This window comes from Marinobacter similis (genome assembly GCF_000830985.1).
Classification (GTDB): Bacteria; Pseudomonadota; Gammaproteobacteria; order Pseudomonadales; family Oleiphilaceae; genus Marinobacter; species Marinobacter similis.
Genome location: NZ_CP007151.1, coordinates 3,341,449 through 3,359,175, shown reverse-complemented (window position 1 = coordinate 3,359,175; position 17,727 = coordinate 3,341,449). Strand labels below are relative to the sequence as shown.

Annotated in this window: 5 protein-coding genes and 4 pseudogenes; all 9 read right to left on the bottom strand. The window is 57.7% G+C overall.

Features of this window, described 5'->3' with window-relative positions; genetic code table 11:
• Positions 1 to 86 precede the first annotated feature (86 nt).
• The gene (locus tag AU14_RS15520) at positions 87 to 4,085 is read right to left on the bottom strand and encodes a hypothetical protein (RefSeq protein WP_236744138.1); all 3,999 of its coding nucleotides are present in this window, start codon (positions 4,083 to 4,085) and stop codon (positions 87 to 89) included.
• Between the two features lie 101 nt (positions 4,086 to 4,186).
• On the bottom strand, positions 4,187 to 4,726 hold the full coding sequence (locus AU14_RS15515; RefSeq protein ID WP_041342279.1) for a DUF4123 domain-containing protein: 540 nt from the start codon (positions 4,724 to 4,726) through the stop codon (positions 4,187 to 4,189).
• Between the two features lie 18 nt (positions 4,727 to 4,744).
• Positions 4,745 to 6,868 carry a type VI secretion system Vgr family protein gene (locus AU14_RS15510; RefSeq protein WP_041344047.1) on the bottom strand — a complete coding sequence of 708 codons (2,124 nt, stop codon included), beginning with the start codon at positions 6,866 to 6,868 and terminating at the stop codon, positions 4,745 to 4,747.
• Between the two features lie 104 nt (positions 6,869 to 6,972).
• Positions 6,973 to 10,566 (bottom strand): type VI secretion system membrane subunit TssM, encoded by a 3,594-nt coding sequence (tssM, locus tag AU14_RS15505; RefSeq protein ID WP_041342276.1) that lies wholly within the window; start codon positions 10,564 to 10,566, stop codon positions 6,973 to 6,975.
• Positions 10,567 to 10,597: 31 nt separating this feature from the next.
• A complete protein-coding gene (gene tssA / locus AU14_RS15500) occupies positions 10,598 to 12,025 on the bottom strand; it encodes a type VI secretion system protein TssA (protein WP_041342273.1) in 1,428 nt (475 codons plus the stop codon).
• A gap of 33 nt (positions 12,026 to 12,058) precedes the next feature.
• A pseudogene (locus AU14_RS15495) lies at positions 12,059 to 12,531 on the bottom strand (type VI secretion system-associated protein TagO).
• A 143-nt stretch (positions 12,532 to 12,674) separates the two neighbouring features.
• Positions 12,675 to 14,239 (bottom strand): annotated as a pseudogene (locus tag AU14_RS15490) (sigma-54-dependent Fis family transcriptional regulator).
• A gap of 27 nt (positions 14,240 to 14,266) precedes the next feature.
• Positions 14,267 to 16,935, bottom strand: a pseudogene (gene tssH, locus AU14_RS15485) (type VI secretion system ATPase TssH).
• Positions 16,901 to 17,727: pseudogene (gene icmH / locus AU14_RS15480) on the bottom strand (type IVB secretion system protein IcmH/DotU). The pseudogenes tssH and icmH overlap by 35 nt, the downstream one beginning before the upstream one ends.

The following is a 17,727-nucleotide window of genomic DNA, read 5'->3' as shown; positions in this document are numbered from 1 at the left end:
GCTGATCAGCCTGTTTAGGCAGGGCACCCGACCGATACGCTGTGTCTTCGTAGTAACCACCAGCATTTACAGCATTGATGTTCGAATCAACCACTTTCTTGAACCCTTTCGCTATACCAAAACGGCTGATCTCTGGTCTCGAAATCAGGCTTAGTATGCTCGTTGTTTTTCTCACTGTATGTTAATGGGTCCTCAGGTGGCGGTGCAGGAAAAACCATCTGTTTCTCTCCCAGCATTTTTAGCGCCTTGACCTGAATTTTGGCAGACCAGCGGTAGGTTCTGGTTTCCCATCGGTTAGGTTGCCAGAAATAGCTGGATTCAATCCGCTGCCGACTGTTTTGCGGCGCATTCAGGTACAAGTGAACGCCCGCATCGGAAGGCTCTGTCAAAAGGATAAGCTCCTTTACGGCCTCCCCTGTTAACCGATTTGTCCGGGCATGGGCGTTCCGTCCTTTTGCAACCGCAATAGTTTCCGCTAGCTGGAGTTTGGGAATGATGTCGACAATGCCATTGGCATTGAACAGTCCTGGTATCGCACTTTCCAAAACCACTCGTTCCGCCGAGGCCGCTAGCGCATTGATCCTCTTATTATCACTTTCCTCCAGTTCCCCTAACTGGGCGGCGCGACGCAATGGATTGTGCTCAAGCCTGACAGAGACGCCCATCAAAAGACTGATAAGCCGATAGTAAGCCTCTGCAGGCTCCTTCAGGAATGGTTTTTCGTTCAATTGACCGAACGGCCCATGACGCATCCAGATATCCAATGGCTCCTCACTGAACATAAACACCATGACCAGACCGGAAACAGCCAACGCAGCCCCAACAGCCAACCATGCACCCGGGCCTAACACTAGGAAGGTACCTGCCTTGCCTACGAGGCTCGCAAACCCAAAAGCCAGCCCACTACCTGCAAGAAGCCCATTACCAACTGCGGCCTTATAGTTACCCATCCGGTACTCATACATAGCGTCCAGTCCACTATCGAGAGCCATCAGGAAGCCGGCAGCTACACCGAGGCCGCTCCGGACCGTCAAGGGTGCCCCCAAACGCCTCGCGAGCATCTTTCCAAACTCTCCAGGAGGGCTTAGCGAAAGCACCTTCGAAGGGCCGAGGATCCATCGATCACTGAGCGCTGCACCTGTGGCTACAAGATCAAAACGCGCACTAAATCGGCCAACAAACGCTGCATCTTCTCCTTTAATACGCTCCTCCCGTGATGAGCAGGAAAGCACACTCGATGCATTGTAAATCTCCAACATCCCCACAAATACCGGGAAGATCGGTTTGTTCAGCACCCGGTAAAGCCTGCCAGACCTTTTGCTATCAATTTCCGCCTGGTCGATTCGATTGGCAGCATCATTTGCCGCCTCGACATCACTCACATATTTCGCTTTGCGAGCAGCAGCGTCGCGCTGTGTCCCTAGATCGCGATCAAAGTCTTTGAGACCTTGTTCAGCTTTTGCCACTTCTGCTCTGGCCTCATTCAGTCGCCGTGCGGCTACGGCTGCTGCGGCAGGGGTGTCAGGATTCACGCCGTTCAGGTCTTCGAGATCCGTTAGCTTGTGCACCGCATCCCGATACCGAGATTCAGCTGCTGCGATCTTCTGGACCATCTGGGCGATTTCTTCGGTTTTGGGCAACACAAGCACGTAAGCGTCTTCTGCAACATCGGAGGCAATGCCTGCGGCCTGTGCTCGAGCTTTATTTGTCGATGCCTCTGCCTTCTTCTGACCGAACGACTGCGCACCTTCAACATTAAGGACATCACCAAACAACCGAATGGCATCTGAGCCGCGGTTTACGTCTGGTCGCCGTATACTGATTTCGAAAACGAAGTAATCTTTTTGCAAGGCTTTGGACAAACGCATCAGCTCCATCATGCCAAGCAAGCCAGGGAGAGAGCGCCTTAGCTGTTCCAAGGAATTGGAGTACAACTTCATCTGCCCCAGAATCGCTTTCTTGCTCAGGCTGTCTCTTTGACGAACCAAGGATTCACGCTGGCTTTCCAAACGATTCAGTTTGCCCTGAATATCACTGAGCTGTTGTGCCTTGGCATGGAGGTTGTTGATATTGCGTTCCCGCGCCCACCTCTGGTTCTCCAATTGCGCTTTTTCGAGCCTCAGTTCTTCTAATTCGTCTTTGATCTCTCTGAGCTGGGCGTTTCTTGCAAATATGGCTTGGCTGGCATGGTGAATAGACACCCATATGTTGCCATGTATGCCCATCAGCACCTGGCCACCGAAGCGAAGGTGGGCGGTTAGCAGCGTTTCATAGGCACCGGCATCGGCCTCAGCGGTCAACTCAAGCCCATCTATTGTTTTCAATTCATCGAACTCGGGTAGACCTTTATCACTCATTGCGGCCAGTTCGGTGCCACGAAAACGTCCGTTACCGTGATTGGTGTCCGGCTCCGATGGTGGCTCGTAGGGCTTTTCCTGATCCTCTGGAGAAAACCGGGGGAAGAGCAGTGAATACAAAACCCGGCTGTGTTTGCCCTCGCATAATTCCTCCAGCCACCGCTTACCTTTGCCATCAACGGAACCTTCGACACTCGCGTCCAGAGCGTCACACTCCTTCGGCTCCGTCACCAGATCCATAATCAGCGAGGATACAAATTTGAACGCCCCGGCGTAGTCATAGCTGTAGTGGGTGAACAGATCGGTCAACGCGTGTTGAGTTCGCTCGTCGGACAAGCGACGGAGCAAGTCGGTGTGAAGTTGGTCCAGGTAGTCGCGGGCCATTCTGCGCTCCGATAACGCGATCGAGCGTTCGAACTCTCTCCGCCCAGAACCAAACACTTCGGACATATGTTTGTGAAGCGCGTTGGCTTTGCCCCCAATATGTTCAGGCTCAAAAACAGAGTTGACCAGTAGTGCAGAGTCAAAATAGGGTCTAGCTCTTGCGCGGCGCGTCGTGGCGTTCGCGAACCAAGCAGCAACTTGGCGTCGCTGGTTGTTGTAACGGAGCTGGTAGAGAGGGTCGTCAAGGCGAATCACCCCAATGGCACGCGTTCTCACGCTTTCGGTGCAGTCGTTCGTCGCCGGTTCGGTGCCATACCAAGTGAAGGGCTCTTTCTCTTCAACGAAGCACTGCTGGGCATTTGTACTTTCTACTTCTTGGACTGTCTTGTGAAGGCAGTTCGCTAACGCCGTCATCTCCGGTCGTTCATCTTCTGCAATCGGGTCGTCAGGATCCGGGTCTTCCTGTCGCTGATGTATGGACAGTGCCGAATCCATAGCCGATTTGGGATATTTACTCTGGGTATCCAACAAATACTGTTCAGGGCGATCAAATCCCCATTCAACGGCAGGCTTTCTTGGGCGCTGTGGCTCCAGTTCGCTAGCCAGAAACGCTGTGGTGTTACCGTTGCTGATCAGCAGGGTTTCAACATTCTCTTTGCTGTCTGGGGTAAATCGCATGCCGATTCGATCACACCGGTGACGCCGATCAGAACCTGAGCGTTCGAGGTGGTTGATGCGCTCCCCCGGCCACTGGGACTCACTGTACGCCGCTTCCAGTGTGAACCAGCTGCCATCTACACAGGCCGGGGCCCAGATTTCACTTAACCCTGCCCCAGTAACGTCTCGATAGGCGGGGTTCAGTTTGTCATTGTCGTTTCGGTTCCGGTGCTGGTACAGCGGAACATCGTGATAGGTGGTGACACCGGCTTCGTCGATTCTTACCTCAAGCTCACGCCATAGGACGCCTTCGTGGAACAAATACAAAAAACCGGCGCGTGACATGACATGGTGAACAGGATTGTTGCCTTTAACCTCAACACCTGAAATAAGTGTGGCGGGAACGATTGGCAATATAACGTGGCGTTGCCGTTCCATTTGCCGGTCAACAGCGCCAGTCTGCTTCAAAAAAGGCACGCGGATTGGAGCACCTTCTTCAGCATCAATCTCAAGCCAGACATTCCGCTCCGGCTGCCCTTTCCAAGGCCAGACATGGAGGACTGAATCCTCAAGTTCCTCAATCTTTACCTGATTCTCCAACCACTCCTGTTGTTCATAATTGCTCTCGTCAAAGATTCGGAACGACTGCCCCACAGGGTGATCCTTTCCGATCACCTCGATGATCAAGGATTCGCCTTCGCATGCGGGGCCGCAGCTTCCTGCTGCTTTGCTAGATGTAGCTTCAGACATCCTTGTATTTCCCTTCCCTTAAAACGATAGATTCATGGCTAGGCGCTGACTGCATTCAATGCCGACCATTGTTGTTCGTTCAGTGCTGGCACTGGCGACATGGCAATGGGTTCTGGATTTTCCGTAGTCATCCAGCGCTGTTGCCCGGGCTTTCCATGCCAGTAGATCACCCGCTCTAGAACCTCTGCATGAGCGTTTGTTTTGGGTTCAAGCCGATCCCAGATCAAAGGATCGTAAAAGCGAAGAAGCCCCTGGCGGTGGCCACCAATATTTACGGTTAAGCGTTCCCTTAACCATCTGGCTACTGCATCAAGTCCCTGCGGTGATTCAAGAATCAGTCCGCTAAGACGACCTTGTTTCAGAGCTTTTAGGGCCCAGCGATATTCCTCACTTTCCTGTCCGGCTTCCAAAAGCACCGGTCCCTCTTCGACATAAGCTTGCCATTCTGTGTCTGCAAACAGGTACAGCCACGAAGGGGCTTCCGCTGTCTGGTACAGCTCCTGAAGTAAGGGCGTCTTATGCTGAGATTCGAGCACAAGAAACCGCGTTCTATTCAGCTTTTCAGGTGTTTTAACCATGAAGTGCGCTCTCTTTGTTTACACCTGCTGAGCTTTCCCGCAGGGGCAATTGCTGAGAGGGCAGGAACCATCAGGCTGTTCCTGGCATTTCTGAACAACCGCAGACCTGTTCATTCTCGCCTGTTGCAGGCGATGAGCTACCACCGGCTTTGGCTCGGCATTCATTCGCTGACCAACATCATCCAGCTGCACAGGCGGCACCACCTCACCATCCCTTTCAATCAACCCGGGCATTTCCGGCACCTTCGTTTTCTGTCCACTGCCCTTACCTGCCGCTCCGCCGGCATTCATCTTGATCGCAGCTCCGCCCAGGGCGACACCGCTGGGGTCGATCTTTACAAAGCTACCGCCGGCTTTGAGGGTGATTTCCGCGCCGGCTTCGATGACAGCCTTCTGCCCGGCCTTGATGTGCAGTTCTGTGCCGGCTTCATTCAACCAGGCCGCCCCCGCTTTCAGATGCAGTGTGCCTGCCACCGAGAAACTGTGGTCCTTGCCCGTCTGCATTCGCTTCTCGCCATCGATCGTGCGATGCGCATTGCCTTTGATGTGGCTGAAGCGATGGTTTTCTACGGTCAGGTGACTATCGTTCTTGATCACTTCAGTGCGATTGTGCTCGGTGAGCAGGTCCAGATCTTTCTGGGCGTGGACGTAGATCTGTTCCTTGTCCGCTTCGTCCTCGAAGCGTAATTCGTTGCTGCCCTCGCCTTTGTGAGTCTGGGTTTTCAGGGTGGTGCGGGTTTTGTGTTCCGGCAGTGCATACGGTGGCGTGTTGGTGGCGTGGTAAGTGCGCCCGGTGATGATAGGCTGGTCCGGGTCGCCATCCAGAAAGGACACAATCACTTCATGGCCGATGCGCGGCAACGCCATGAAACCGTATTGCCCGCCAGCCCAACCCTGACTGACCCGCAGCCAGGCGCTGCTGTGTTCGTCGTTCTGGCTGTAACGATCCCACGGAAAGCGCACTTTCACCCGGCCGTGTTCGTCGCAGTGAATCTCTTCACCTTCGGGGCCGGTAACGATGGCGATCTGTGGGCCGTCCATGATGGGGCGGTGAAGACACCGCGGGCGCCAGGTGAGGTTCGCGGGGATAGCGCTGAAGCTGTTGTGGTAGGTGGTGGGCTCAGACCCACCCTCCTCCTCTAGAGCTTGCGGTTGTTTGCCTTGGTGCGTAACAGCGGTGATTAGCCATTCTCGGTTCAGATTCGGTTGGTCGTGGTCGGTGAGTTCAACCTTTGCCCCCGGCGCAAAGTCCGGGCGACTGCTCTCGCCGTGGGCGGTGTTGGCGTCGTTTCGAAGCGCATCCAGTTTGGCCTGGGTAAACGGCTGGCCACTGGCATCGGCCTTGAATCGGCCCGGGTAGTCGAAATGCTGGTAGTCGTCGCGGTGGTTAGCAGCGCTGGCACTCTGCTCGTGCATCAGGGCGTAGGCGGGATTCTTGAAGGTGTAGTCTTTGAGCGCAACGGAAGCGGCTCGGACCCGCTCCTGGTAGCGAAACTTGAACACCGACATCTGACGATGACTGCCACCCGCAGAGGCGTTATATCCGACCGGAACCAGAACCGGCGCATCGCCATGATGATCAGCCACGATCAGGCCAGCCGATGCACTGCCGTCCACCGCGCCATGCTGATAACGGTAATACCAGCCTTCCTCAGCCGCCAGTCGCTCTAGAAACGCCAGATCGCTCTCTCGGTGCTGAACGCAGTATTCCCGCTCCGCCGGCTCTCGCTTTAGTTCAAACACCGAATCCACGATGCCCCGCTCTTCCAGCAGTGTGCGTGCAATGGCGTCGGGACGTTGCTTCTGGAAAATCCGGCTGTTGTGCATCAACCCCAACCGCCACAACGGCGGCTGGATGACCAGTTCATAGCGGGTTCGGCGGTGGCCAGAGTCGCCGCGAACAAACTCGCTGACCACGCCGGTGAAGCGACGTAGCGGTTCCCCATCCTGCCAGACCAACAGTTCGACGGGCTGCTCGAGCACATCCGCGGCGCCAATAACGGGATCGGTACTGGCCAGCTGCAAGCGGCCATGAAACAACTCGGAAAGGGCTTCGGTCAGCGCAAAGCCGACGACAGAAAAAACGTCTGAGGGAAACTCACCGACACGGACGGTGAACTGCAATCCATTTGCCTGAGGCATGCCTTCAATCCTTTGAAGCATTCTGAATTTCCGGGCTCCCACATGTCTTGGGCAGAACCGATACTTCCGGGGTGACCTCCTGTCATCCCGGAAGTGGGGCCAGTCTAATACAAGCTGCGGGGCAGTCGGTACCCTGCAAGTAGTTGTTGTGTGAACGGGTTGGTATTACTGGCGGCATGAAGTCGATATTTCATTTCGCCATCGTCTACCTGGAAGCGTACGTCCACAGCACTATTGCTGACACCTGTGATATCTGCCTGGTCGAGCAGACGGAACAGTGCCCAGGGGCCGTTTTCCGAAATACTCCGGGGTGATCGGTTTACCTGGATCGGCACCAGGGTTATCCGGCTTTCCACGCTATCACGAAGGGTATTGGGCCAGACCAGGGGAACGCTCTGGCGGGGGCCGTGGCTGAATTCCACCAGCTGGCCATCCAGGTTGACCACACTGCGACGCTTGTTCGCAGACAGATTCAAAGGTTCAAGGGCGAACTCAACGTCCAGAGAGCCGCCCCGGGTGAAGTAGGCCCTGCGGATCCGATCAGCCTTCTCCAGCGAGTTGAGAACATCACGGCGAACCAAACTGGCGCGACGGGCATCGCCCACCTGTTCGGGATGTTCATCCAGGAACAGCTTGAGATTGTCCCGGTAGAAGGTATCCAGCACCCCTTCAGGTCCAAAGAAACGCTCAAAATCCTGCAGGGCAACGTCGCGACCGGAGCTTGCACTGAATGGATAATGGCGGGCGAGGTTCTGCTGGAACGGCTGGTACACCTCCCGGTACCACTCCCGCTCAAGCTGCGCCACAGCCTGGTCCAACAGAACCCGCCAGCTCTCATTTGCCAACTTGGCGAGCATGCGATTTAGTGGTTCAGGCTGGTTGTCGGCCATACGTTGAAGAGTAAAGATGGGGTCTGCACCCTGCAGTCCCAGGCGGGCACGTGCAGCGGCAAGAGCGGCTTTGCCCTGGTCTGGTGATTCCTGAATATTGCGCATGTATTCATGGAGATCGCCAACCACGAGCATGATCTGGTCCAGCCCGGTTGGCTCTTCACCGGTTTTGCGAGTGAGTTCATTCAGGTCGGCAAACTGACGGTCAATTTCCACCAGCATCTGGAAATGAGGGGATTGTTCCAACAGGGTTCTCGCCGCGGCCTCGTCGCCCTGTTTCGCGGGCAACAGACGGGTGTTCTGCCGGACTTGCCCAAGCAGCTGAGCTAATGGTTTATGCCCACTAGTCAGGCTTTCCAAAATCCGCACACCGTGATTAAGATCCTCCAAACTGTGCAGGTCCAGACGGCTGAGCGCCTGCCGCCAGGCGCCGACATAGTGCTCAGCGTAGAGGGTTTGCAGACCTTTCTGCAGCTCCGCCTCGTCCGCCTTGCTGAAATCGACATTATCACGGCGCCCCAGCACCCAGGCATCGATCAAGGCCAACTCTGTCACTGAACCGGATTCCCTCAGGAACCATTGCTCCAGGCCGTTTCTGGTTAGCAGAGCCGGAATCATCAGCGGGTCGCGCTGGTCGGATTCGGAGTGGTTCGTTGGCTCGCCATACTCATCCACCTGTCTGAAGACCGCACTGAAAGCGGGGCCGGAGGTCCGAGCCAGATCGACCGGCGCGCGGTATTCCCGCTCGGCTTTCTCCTGCAGGTCGTGATAAACCCGGGTGGGCGTAGCAACTTGCCCCAACTCATGCTGAGCCCATTGCACGCTGCTACGAAAAGGCGCCAGTGCCATCGTGGCTGTAGCATCACCGGCCCGGGCCAGAGCGCCCAGATCGGTATGCTCCATGGCGTAGCTGAGGTGCTCCAGCAGGCTTCGCTGCAGGTCTTTCTGGCCGGGGAAGCTGCGCTGCCAGTACTCACGCATATAACGAATGACCAGATCGCTGCGTCTGCCGCTGGCGTCGTAGAGCATTCGGAGCACCCGTAAGTGATCAAGGCGCTCAGTGTGATCGTCGGATACCTGCCCCATTTCACCCATGACACCAAACATCAACGCCGGCAGGTATTGGTAGGCAAGCATATCAAGATAGGCGGTCTCCACCGCAGGTCCAACCCGGTGCCCCTGGTAGAGGCCCATATCGGTCACCACCGGCCACTCCTCATGATGGTCCCCGAAAGCAAGGGTGGCTTTGCGCAGTTCGCTCAAGGGTTCCAGCAGATTGCGGCCGGTGGCGTCCGGCTCAAATCCGACCGGTTGCCAGTTGTCGAGGAAGCTCCGTACCCGGCTTTCAACCTGATCAGCGGCACCAGCGTTTTTCTGAAAGTAGTGCTGCCAGCCCGCTGTCATCCCTACTCCAGCGCTGATGGCCAAGACAGCTGCCGCTGCGACTGCGTGCTGACGTCGACGAATGACTCGGTGATTATCACCGGCAAGGCCCGCTTCCCGGTAGATGATGTTCGGGAACAGGGAGTGGGCAAACAAGCTGGCACTCTGTCCCGTACGTTGTGCCGGCTGAATCGGCGTAGCCATGCCATAGTTGGTTGCCGCCGCCGACACGAAGGCATCTTCCGGGACACCTTCCTGAACCACAGACGTGAAGTAGGTACCCCGAACCAGCGCCGGTGTTGAAAACGCATCGGAGGACAGCAGCTCGGCCAGAAACCCTTCCAGGGTCGGCTTCAAACCAGCGAGTTGGCGGGTAAAGGAATACACCGCAGCCTTGTCTTCAGCATCGTGAAGATCCGCGAGCACATCCGGCAAGCGCTGAGAAAGCCGGTTGCTCAGCGCGGCAAAGCGTTCGGCGAATTCGCTCAGCCAGTCGTCGTTGTCGAGCCGGTCGCCCAGCGCAAAGGTAAAGCCGAGCGCCTGTTCCTTTTCCTCCTTGCTCAGCCCTTTCACCAGAGGGCCAAAACCATACAGCAAGTCCATCTTGGTGAAGCAAACATAAACCGGCAGCCGGGACCCTAGCTGCTCCATCAATTCTCGCAATCGCGTTCGCAGCAAGATGGCCTGCGCCTTGCGCTTGGATTCACTGGTGACGCTGAGACTCGCCACATCCACGGTCAAAACCACCCCGTTCAGCGGTCGTTGCGGGCGATTGCGTTCTAACCAGTAGATAAAATGCTGCCAGAGCCGGTGAGGAAGCTCAGACCCGGCGCCATCATCATAGCCCTGACTCAACAATTCACCGTCAGGATCAATCAGTACGCCGTCATCGCCAATCCACCAGTCAAAACCAATGGGGTTGTGATCTGCGCGGCTGTTTCGGGTCACGTTAGTCAGCGTGTAGGTTTGCCCCGAGCGTTGAATCAGACTGCTCTTGCCGGCGTCCTCCAAACCCATCACCAGGTACCAGGGCAGACGATAAACGCCTTTGCGGCCGGGTAAATTGTTCTTTAACGATGCAAGCTGACGGTCCAGCAGCCGTTGCTGCCGGCGCTCATAGGGCAAGATGGGGTCTTCGAGTTCCTGCTCGGCTTCGGCCTTGGCGCTGTCCACTTTGCGTAGTCTACTGGCTAGCATGAAGCCCCAGACCATTGCGACCACCAGGATGACACCCAGCGTTACCAATGCTCGCATCTGCCACGCGGCCAGAGGGTACTCGCCATTCATGGGCCAGCTCGGCCCCAGCCACCAAGTGGCTACCAGCAACGCAATCACCCCCAGGGCCAGGGCCAATGGCGCGGCGCTCCGAAGGTAAGGCAGCAGCCTGCCGCCAATGAGTAAAACCTTTCTCCACATGGTTTCCATTCCTGCAATAACTCCCTGATGTTTCTATTGATCAGGCCAGCCGATCCAGCTGCCGAATCAACGCTGGTTCCCATTCATTGAGCGCCAACTCCTGAACCTGCGAATGCAGGTCTGCAATTTGTTGCGTCGCCAGTGCGCCGAGGCCCGCCTCTTTAAGCACCTGGGCATTGGTCAAACGCCAGTAAAAGCGATCGCGCGGTTCTCTGGCCTTCGCCAGCCCTTCATCCATCAACTGCATGGCCGCAGGCAGTGAGTTTTTCGACACCAGTTCCCGGGCCTGATCAAAGGCCAGTTCCCACGGGTTGGCACTGGCCCCCTTACCTACACTTCCCGCTGGTGCGGCCCAGAGCCAATCGGCTGCCCCGCTCCCCAGAAAAGGTGTGCCATCGTTGAATGCCAGTTCAGTCAGTTTCGGCAGCCGCTCGACAAAGGCCTTCACATCCTCACGAATAGCCTGTGCGCAGGCCTCGTGACCCAATGCGCTAGCCGTGCGGGCGCTGAACCAGTGGCCATCAAGCCAGAACGGGCTTACCGACAGGCTCTGCTCAATCCGTTGCCACAAGTCGGCATCGGGAGCTTTATCCAGGCATTCCCGATACTCGGCCACCCGGTCCGGGCTGACCGCTGCCAGGTCCGTTCGTACCTCATCCCGGGTCGGCGGCACGCTGGTGATGCCGTGCCAGATAGCGTAACGCCTCATCCGATATCCCAGAGCACTGTCCGGGGTACTATTGGTAAGCAGGTCGGCAACCTTGAGCAGACTTTGCCGGGTCGCCCGTTCATTGCCGGGATCCAGGGTCAGCGCCCCCAGACTTGGTACGGCGGCCTGAACCGGCCTTTCGGTACTTGCAGGCGCTGGTGTTTCGGTGTGCGACGGCTGAGAACCGGCGGGTGCGGATTCACTCGCTTTTGGCAATTTTTCAACAGCCCGCCGGAGATCACCGATGGGGTCTTGGGGCAATTGCAGATCCACAGCACGAGCAAGCAGCTGCTCAATCAGTTCCAGGCAGAACTCACGGCCGTCGCCAACACTGCTATCAAACGACAGTCCCGCGGCATGTTTTCCGCTTCGCTGCAGCATCTGGGAAAACATCATGGTACGCGACCGTTTGCCCCGATCTCCCGGGTACGGCCAGGCTTGGTCCCACCAGTTTTGCAGGACCTGTTGCAATAGGTACAGGGACAGCGCAAAACGTTCGCCATCACCGCCCCGCTGCAAGCCCAACATCAAGAAACCAAGGACGCGCAGATCCTTGCTGCGATCCGACAGAATCTTGAGCGCCTCGCTTTCCACCTTCTGCCAGTCAATTTCGGTGTGGGCCAGGGACCCCATTTTCATTATTTCGGTTTCCAGGAACTCCAGGGCCACGTCGTCTTCGAGTTTGGGCCCCATTGCCAGGTCACCGCTCAACGGTGCCAGCACCTGTTCCGCATACGGATGTTGTACAACAACCTGCATCTTCAGTTCCCTCTACCTGCCAAGCACATGTATCTACCAGCCACACGCCGAGCGGAGCGGTTGAATAGCGTCACTGAAACCAGACAGGTCGAACACCAGGCCATCCAGTTCGGACGTGTTGGCCGTCAGGGTGATGTCCGCTACCGACGCCATGGCCTTGATCGATCGAATTGCAGGTAGCCGCGGCCGCCACTCACCAGGTAGCCGCCACCGCGAACACGCCAGTCGGCTTGCCCGCTGCCTAAATCCAGCGTTATCCGCTCGGCATTCAACGCACTCGGCAGCATCAGCGCCAGCTCGGTAATGTTGTTGTGGCACTGCAACACCAGCAAGGGCCTTGGCGGCTGCGTGCCCAGGGCACCAACGGTTACCAGATGCCCGGCAGCATCACCGGTATTGCGATACACCACTGCTTGTCGCTCCCCAGCCTGGGCAAACGCCTGGCGCCAACGCTCAGGCTGATTGCCCCGGGGTAAACGTGCTTCGCGAGCAGTCTCGGTGGGCATGCCAAAGAGATCGTCATAGCAGGCAAGGCGCTCCAAGCGGTTGGTCTCCTGGGCACAGCCGCGAGCGCCCTCCATCAGATTCGCCATCGCTGGCGCCGGCACCAAACCGGCGAACAACGCCGCGATACAGACCGTGAAAAGTCTCATAGGTCGACAACCTGATACTTCAGACACTTGTGCGCCAGGGTGCGCTTGGGTAAACCGAGACTCTCGGCCGCCTGGGCGCGATTCCCGCCATACTGTTCCAAGCGCTGACGAATAATGGCGGCCTCGAACGCCTGGGCGGCCGCCTTGAGATCGCGAATGTCCTCGGTATCGGGGCCACAGGGCCGGGTTTTAGGCGCAACCTCGGCGCTGAACTGGGCACTGTCCTCACCAAACAGATCCTCCAGACGCAGCACCTCCGGCTGGATATCGTCTCCGGCGGGAGTTTGCAGGCACGCCAGCTCGATGATGTTGCGCAGTTCCCGAACATTGCCCGGGAAGTCGTACTCCTGCAGCTTTTGCAGGGCATGACTGCTGATGCCCACCGGGCCGGAACCCTCACGGCTGGAATACAGCCGGATGAAATGACGGCTCAGGGCTTCCAGATCCTCAGGTCGCTCCCGCAGAGGACTCACCCGCAGCGGAAACTGACTCAACCGGTAAAACAAGTCCCGGCGGAAACGACCGTCTTCGATCCCGCGCTGCAACGGCTGGTGCGTTGCAGCCACCAGCCGAAAATCTGAATGCTGTTCGGCCTGGGCGCCAAGCGGACGGAACGTTCGATTCTCCAGAACCCGCAGCAACTTTGACTGCAGCGCCAGAGGCATATCGCCGATTTCATCCAGAAACAGCGTGCCTCCGTCGGCCTGCGTCAGAAGCCCATCCTTGGCTTGGTCGGCACCGGAAAAGGCGCCCTTGGTGTGCCCGAAAAGCTCGTTTTCAAGCAACGTATCCGGGATGGCCGCACAGTTAACGACCACTAGCGGCCCTTTAGCTCGCTCCGACAGATTGTGGATGCCACGGGCCACCACATCCTTGCCACACCCGGTTTCACCCTGCACCAATACCGAAAGCTGGCTGCCTGCCGCACGGACAATCTGGCTCTGAGCTGATTCATGGCCACGGAGTTGCCTACCAACTCCTGTGCCAGCCGCTCACAACCCCGGCGCAGGCTGTCGGCGCCGTGCAGAGTATCTAGCGACCGCTTGAGCATTCGCCGCTGCCAGACCTGATCGCGGCTTTGTAACTGGCTTACCCACTGGTGTGTGAGCACTGTCGTCAAGCCGTTGTACAGTGGCTGGGCAACGATCCCGTTCCACTCTGGTTCATCCCGACACAACACCAGTACACCGAGGGTACGGCCATCTGCTCCAACCAACGGCTCGATCCACAGCGACCGGGGTCGATCACTGGCATCAAACAACGCCTGAAACCCCGCATGATCCAGCCGGTAACTGGCAGCCCGGGATAACTCTCGAGCCTGCCCGGAGCGCAGGACATGGCTGAAGGGGTGACTGAAATCGGCACAGTCAAACTCGCCCCGTTCCGCCAGCTCCGCGCAGTGCAGGGTGCGGCCGCTAAGATCCAGTTCCAGCGCCCAGCACCGGGTCAGGCCGAAGACTCTCGTGAGTTGCGCGGTAGCTGTCTCCAGCAGCGTCGGCAAGGTGCTCTGCCTGATCAGTGCCACCGCAAGATCAATGCCGGTGTGCAGCTCCATCTGCATCCGTCCCATGATTCTGTTCCCTAGTCGCTACTCGACGGTTCCTGAAAAACAGTTGTCGGTAACGCTCAGCGTTACCCTGCCAACCGGCTCCCGGGCTGCCAGCTTTTCCAGCAATGCCAGTGACACCGGTGGCAACAACTCGCCCTCAATGATCGACTCCAGCATCCGGGCGCCGTTCTCACTCCGCGTCGCCCTGGCGCGGATGGCCTCAACCAGCCCGGCCTCCAACACAACCTCGGTTTGGTAGCGGGCACGAATCTGCGCCGCGAGCCGCTCGAGCTTGTCGTCGACAATGCGATTGAGGGTGTCGTCGTTCAGGGGCAGGTAAGGCACCACTTCCATCCGGGCCAGCAATGCGGGTTTAAAGAAGCCGGCCAGCTCCGGATAGAGCGCCTGCTCAATCTGCGCGGGTGCATCCGCATGCTTCACAATGGTTTGATAGCCGAGATTCGAGGTCAGGAAAAACACCACGTTCTTGCAGTCGATAAGCCGACCTTCGCCATCGGCCAGCTCACCCTTATCAAAGGCCTGGTAGAACAGGTTCAGCACCTCCGGGTGCGCCTTTTCCACTTCATCCAGCAAAACCACGGAATAAGGTTTTTGACGGATGGCCTCGGTCAGGATGCCGCCTTCGCCAAAGCCGACGTAGCCAGGGGGCGAGCCAATCAACCGGGATACGGTGTGTTTCTCCTGATACTCTGACATGTTGATGGTGGTAAGGAACTGACGTCCGCCGTACAGCAACTCGGACAGCTGTACCACGGTCTCGGTCTTGCCCACGCCACTGGGGCCCACCAGCAGGAACGCGCCCATCGGCCGCCCGGGTCGACGAAGGTCTGCACGCGCCGTCAACAGGTGCTGGTGCAGGCAATCTATGGCTGTACCCTGACCCTTGATGTGAGCCTGCAGATAGTCCGGCAGCATGGTGATTTTTTGCAGTTCGTCGGTGGTCATCCGGTTCACCGGAATACCAGTCCAATCGGCGATGACTTCTGCCACCTGACGGGCATCGACACGGGGATGCACCAGAGGTTCGTCCGCCTGCAAGGTCGCCAATTCCTGCTCAATGGCGGCAGCCTGTTGACTCAAATCGGAACCCGATTCAGCGCTGTCCTGGTCGTTCGCCAAGGTTTCCGCTTCTGAATCCGACAACAGCCGCTGGCGGATGTCGATCAGCTGGGTCACCAGCTGCCGTTGAACTTCCCAGCGTTGCTCAAGCTCCTTTGCGTCAGCTCGCAAGGTCTGGAGCTGGGACTCAAGCTCTGCCTCCCGGTCAGCATCTACGTGCTGCCCCAGGCTGCGTTCCCGGGCCAGGAGTTCCTGCTCCATTGTGAGCTGGTGCAGCTCGCTGCGGGCATGACTGAGCCTGCGGGGTGGGGTACTCAGGTTCAGGCTGATGCGGGCGCAGGCGGTATCCAGCACGTCAATGGCTTTGTCCGGCAATTGACGCCCTGCCAGATAACGCGCAGACATTTCAGCGGCGGCCTTCAAAGCGCTGTCGGCAATCAGAACCCGGTGAGCTTCCTCATACACTGAACGCAGACCGCGCAGGATGTGAATGGCCTGCTCCGGTGAGGGCTCATCCAATGCCACCGGCTGAAAACGACGACTGAGCGCCGGATCCTTCTCGAAGTATTTTTTGTACTCGCGCCAGGTGGTTGCGGCAATTGTCCGCAGTTCTCCGCGGGCCAGTGCGGGCTTGAGCAGGTTAGCGGCATCTGAACCACCTTCACTGTTGCCGGCACCGATCAGCGTATGCGCCTCGTCGATGAACAGAATGATCGGCGTGGCCGAGGCTTTAACGGCCTCAATCACACCTTTCAGGCGCTTTTCGAACTCACCCTTCACCGAAGCACCCGCTTGTAGGCGCCCATATCGAGGGTCCAAAGCGCGACACTGGCCAGTCGCTCGGGCACATCGCCGTTTACGATACGCAGGGCCAGGCCCTCGACCACCGCACTTTTGCCAACCCCGGCGTCACCAACCACAATCGGGTTGTTTTTTCGGCGTCGGCACAGGATATCGATCATCTGGTCGATTTCAGCGTCCCGACACACCACCGGGTCTAGCTTGTTGTCTCGAGCCAACTGGGTGAAATCGGTGGCGAAACGGGTCAGCGCTTCCAGATCAGTTGCTGGCATTACGGGCGCTGCTGTGTCACCAACCGATTCCGGCTGCTCTGATGAACCTTCAGTCAGTGCATCGAACTGACGTCGTAATTGTTCCCGATTGATTTCACTCAGCGCACGGCTCACCGGCGGCACCAGGTAACGGTCAGCGTTCAGCAGCAGAGCCACGAACACCGCTCCGGATCTAAGCTCTGAATGGCCCAGTTCGGCCGAAGCCAATAGCCAGGCATCTTGAAGCAATTCAATCAGCAGCGGCGAAAACGAGGGGTACGGCTCCGCAGACTGGCGCTCCCCCATCAGACTGTCACCGACCAACGGCAGCAGTTGTTGATGGTCCACGCCCGTGCTTACCACAATCTGGCGCACATCAGAGAGTGGAGTTTCCAGCAGTTTGAACAGCAGGTGGGCGGGGGTGATCTCCGCTCCCTGACGACTGATACATAACGCCGCGGAGGCCTCCATGGCCACCCGGCAAGTCTCATTCAGGCGCCCAATCAGCGCCGGCAGTTCTACCCGAATCACAGTGATATCCTTATTTAGGTAGTTGTTCCAGAACGCTGAGCACATCCTTGATGCGTTCGTTCAGCGCCATGTTGTAGAGCGAATACACACCAACCATTGCGGCGATAAATAGACCCGCAATGCCCCAGAGCGACCAGCCCCGTCGCAGACGATTGCGGGCCGGTGTCACATTCCTCAACGCATCGGCCAAAGGTGCCTGCTCATCGTCCCCGGCCAGCTCCCGAAGCTGTTCGTAGAGCCCCCGCACAATTCGCTGGTACTCTTCCCGACCGTTTTCCATGACCTTGTAACGCCCCTCAAAGCCAAGCGACAGGCACAGGTAAACGAACGCCAGCATGTCCCGGTAGCGATTGGGTTCCTGCTCCATCCGCCCCAGGATGGCGAATACCTTTTCACCACCCCAGGTCTCGTTGTGAAACCGGGACAACAGCGAATGCTGCGACCAAACGCTGTGTGCCCCCCAGTCAGTGCCAAGTACAGCTTCATCGATAAAGGCACAGAGGGTGTAGCGATAGCCACGACGGTCCGGCGCTCATACCCCTGCTCGATCAGCTCGCGATCGATGGCAGTGATTTCATCCACAACTTGCTGATAAAGGTCTTCAACACCGCGAAACTCCGCCAGTCGGCGGACCCGGATAACTAGGCCCAGCAGTGGCGTTGCGGCATCCACCAGGCGATTGTCCTCCAGGCCGCGAAGCTGGAAACGCTCGTTGGCAAATCCAGAGGCGTCGCCCGGCCTATGTCGACCGGTATCAGCAAACATCAGCTCGCTGACATCACTGCTGCCAGCGTTATGACTGCCGTAGGGCGAATCGATAACCGATGCATCTGCCAT

Bases quoted from the DNA above. Each gene is read 5' to 3' on its own strand.
- tssM (WP_041342276.1), bottom strand. From the start codon at position 10,566: ATGGAAACCATGTGGAGAAAGGTTTTACTCATTGGCGGCAGGCTGCTG.
- AU14_RS15515 (WP_041342279.1), bottom strand. From the start codon at position 4,726: ATGGTTAAAACACCTGAAAAGCTGAATAGAACGCGGTTTCTTGTGCTC.
- tssA (WP_041342273.1), bottom strand. From the start codon at position 12,025: ATGCAGGTTGTTGTACAACATCCGTATGCGGAACAGGTGCTGGCACCG.
- AU14_RS15510 (WP_041344047.1), bottom strand. From the start codon at position 6,868: ATGCCTCAGGCAAATGGATTGCAGTTCACCGTCCGTGTCGGTGAGTTT.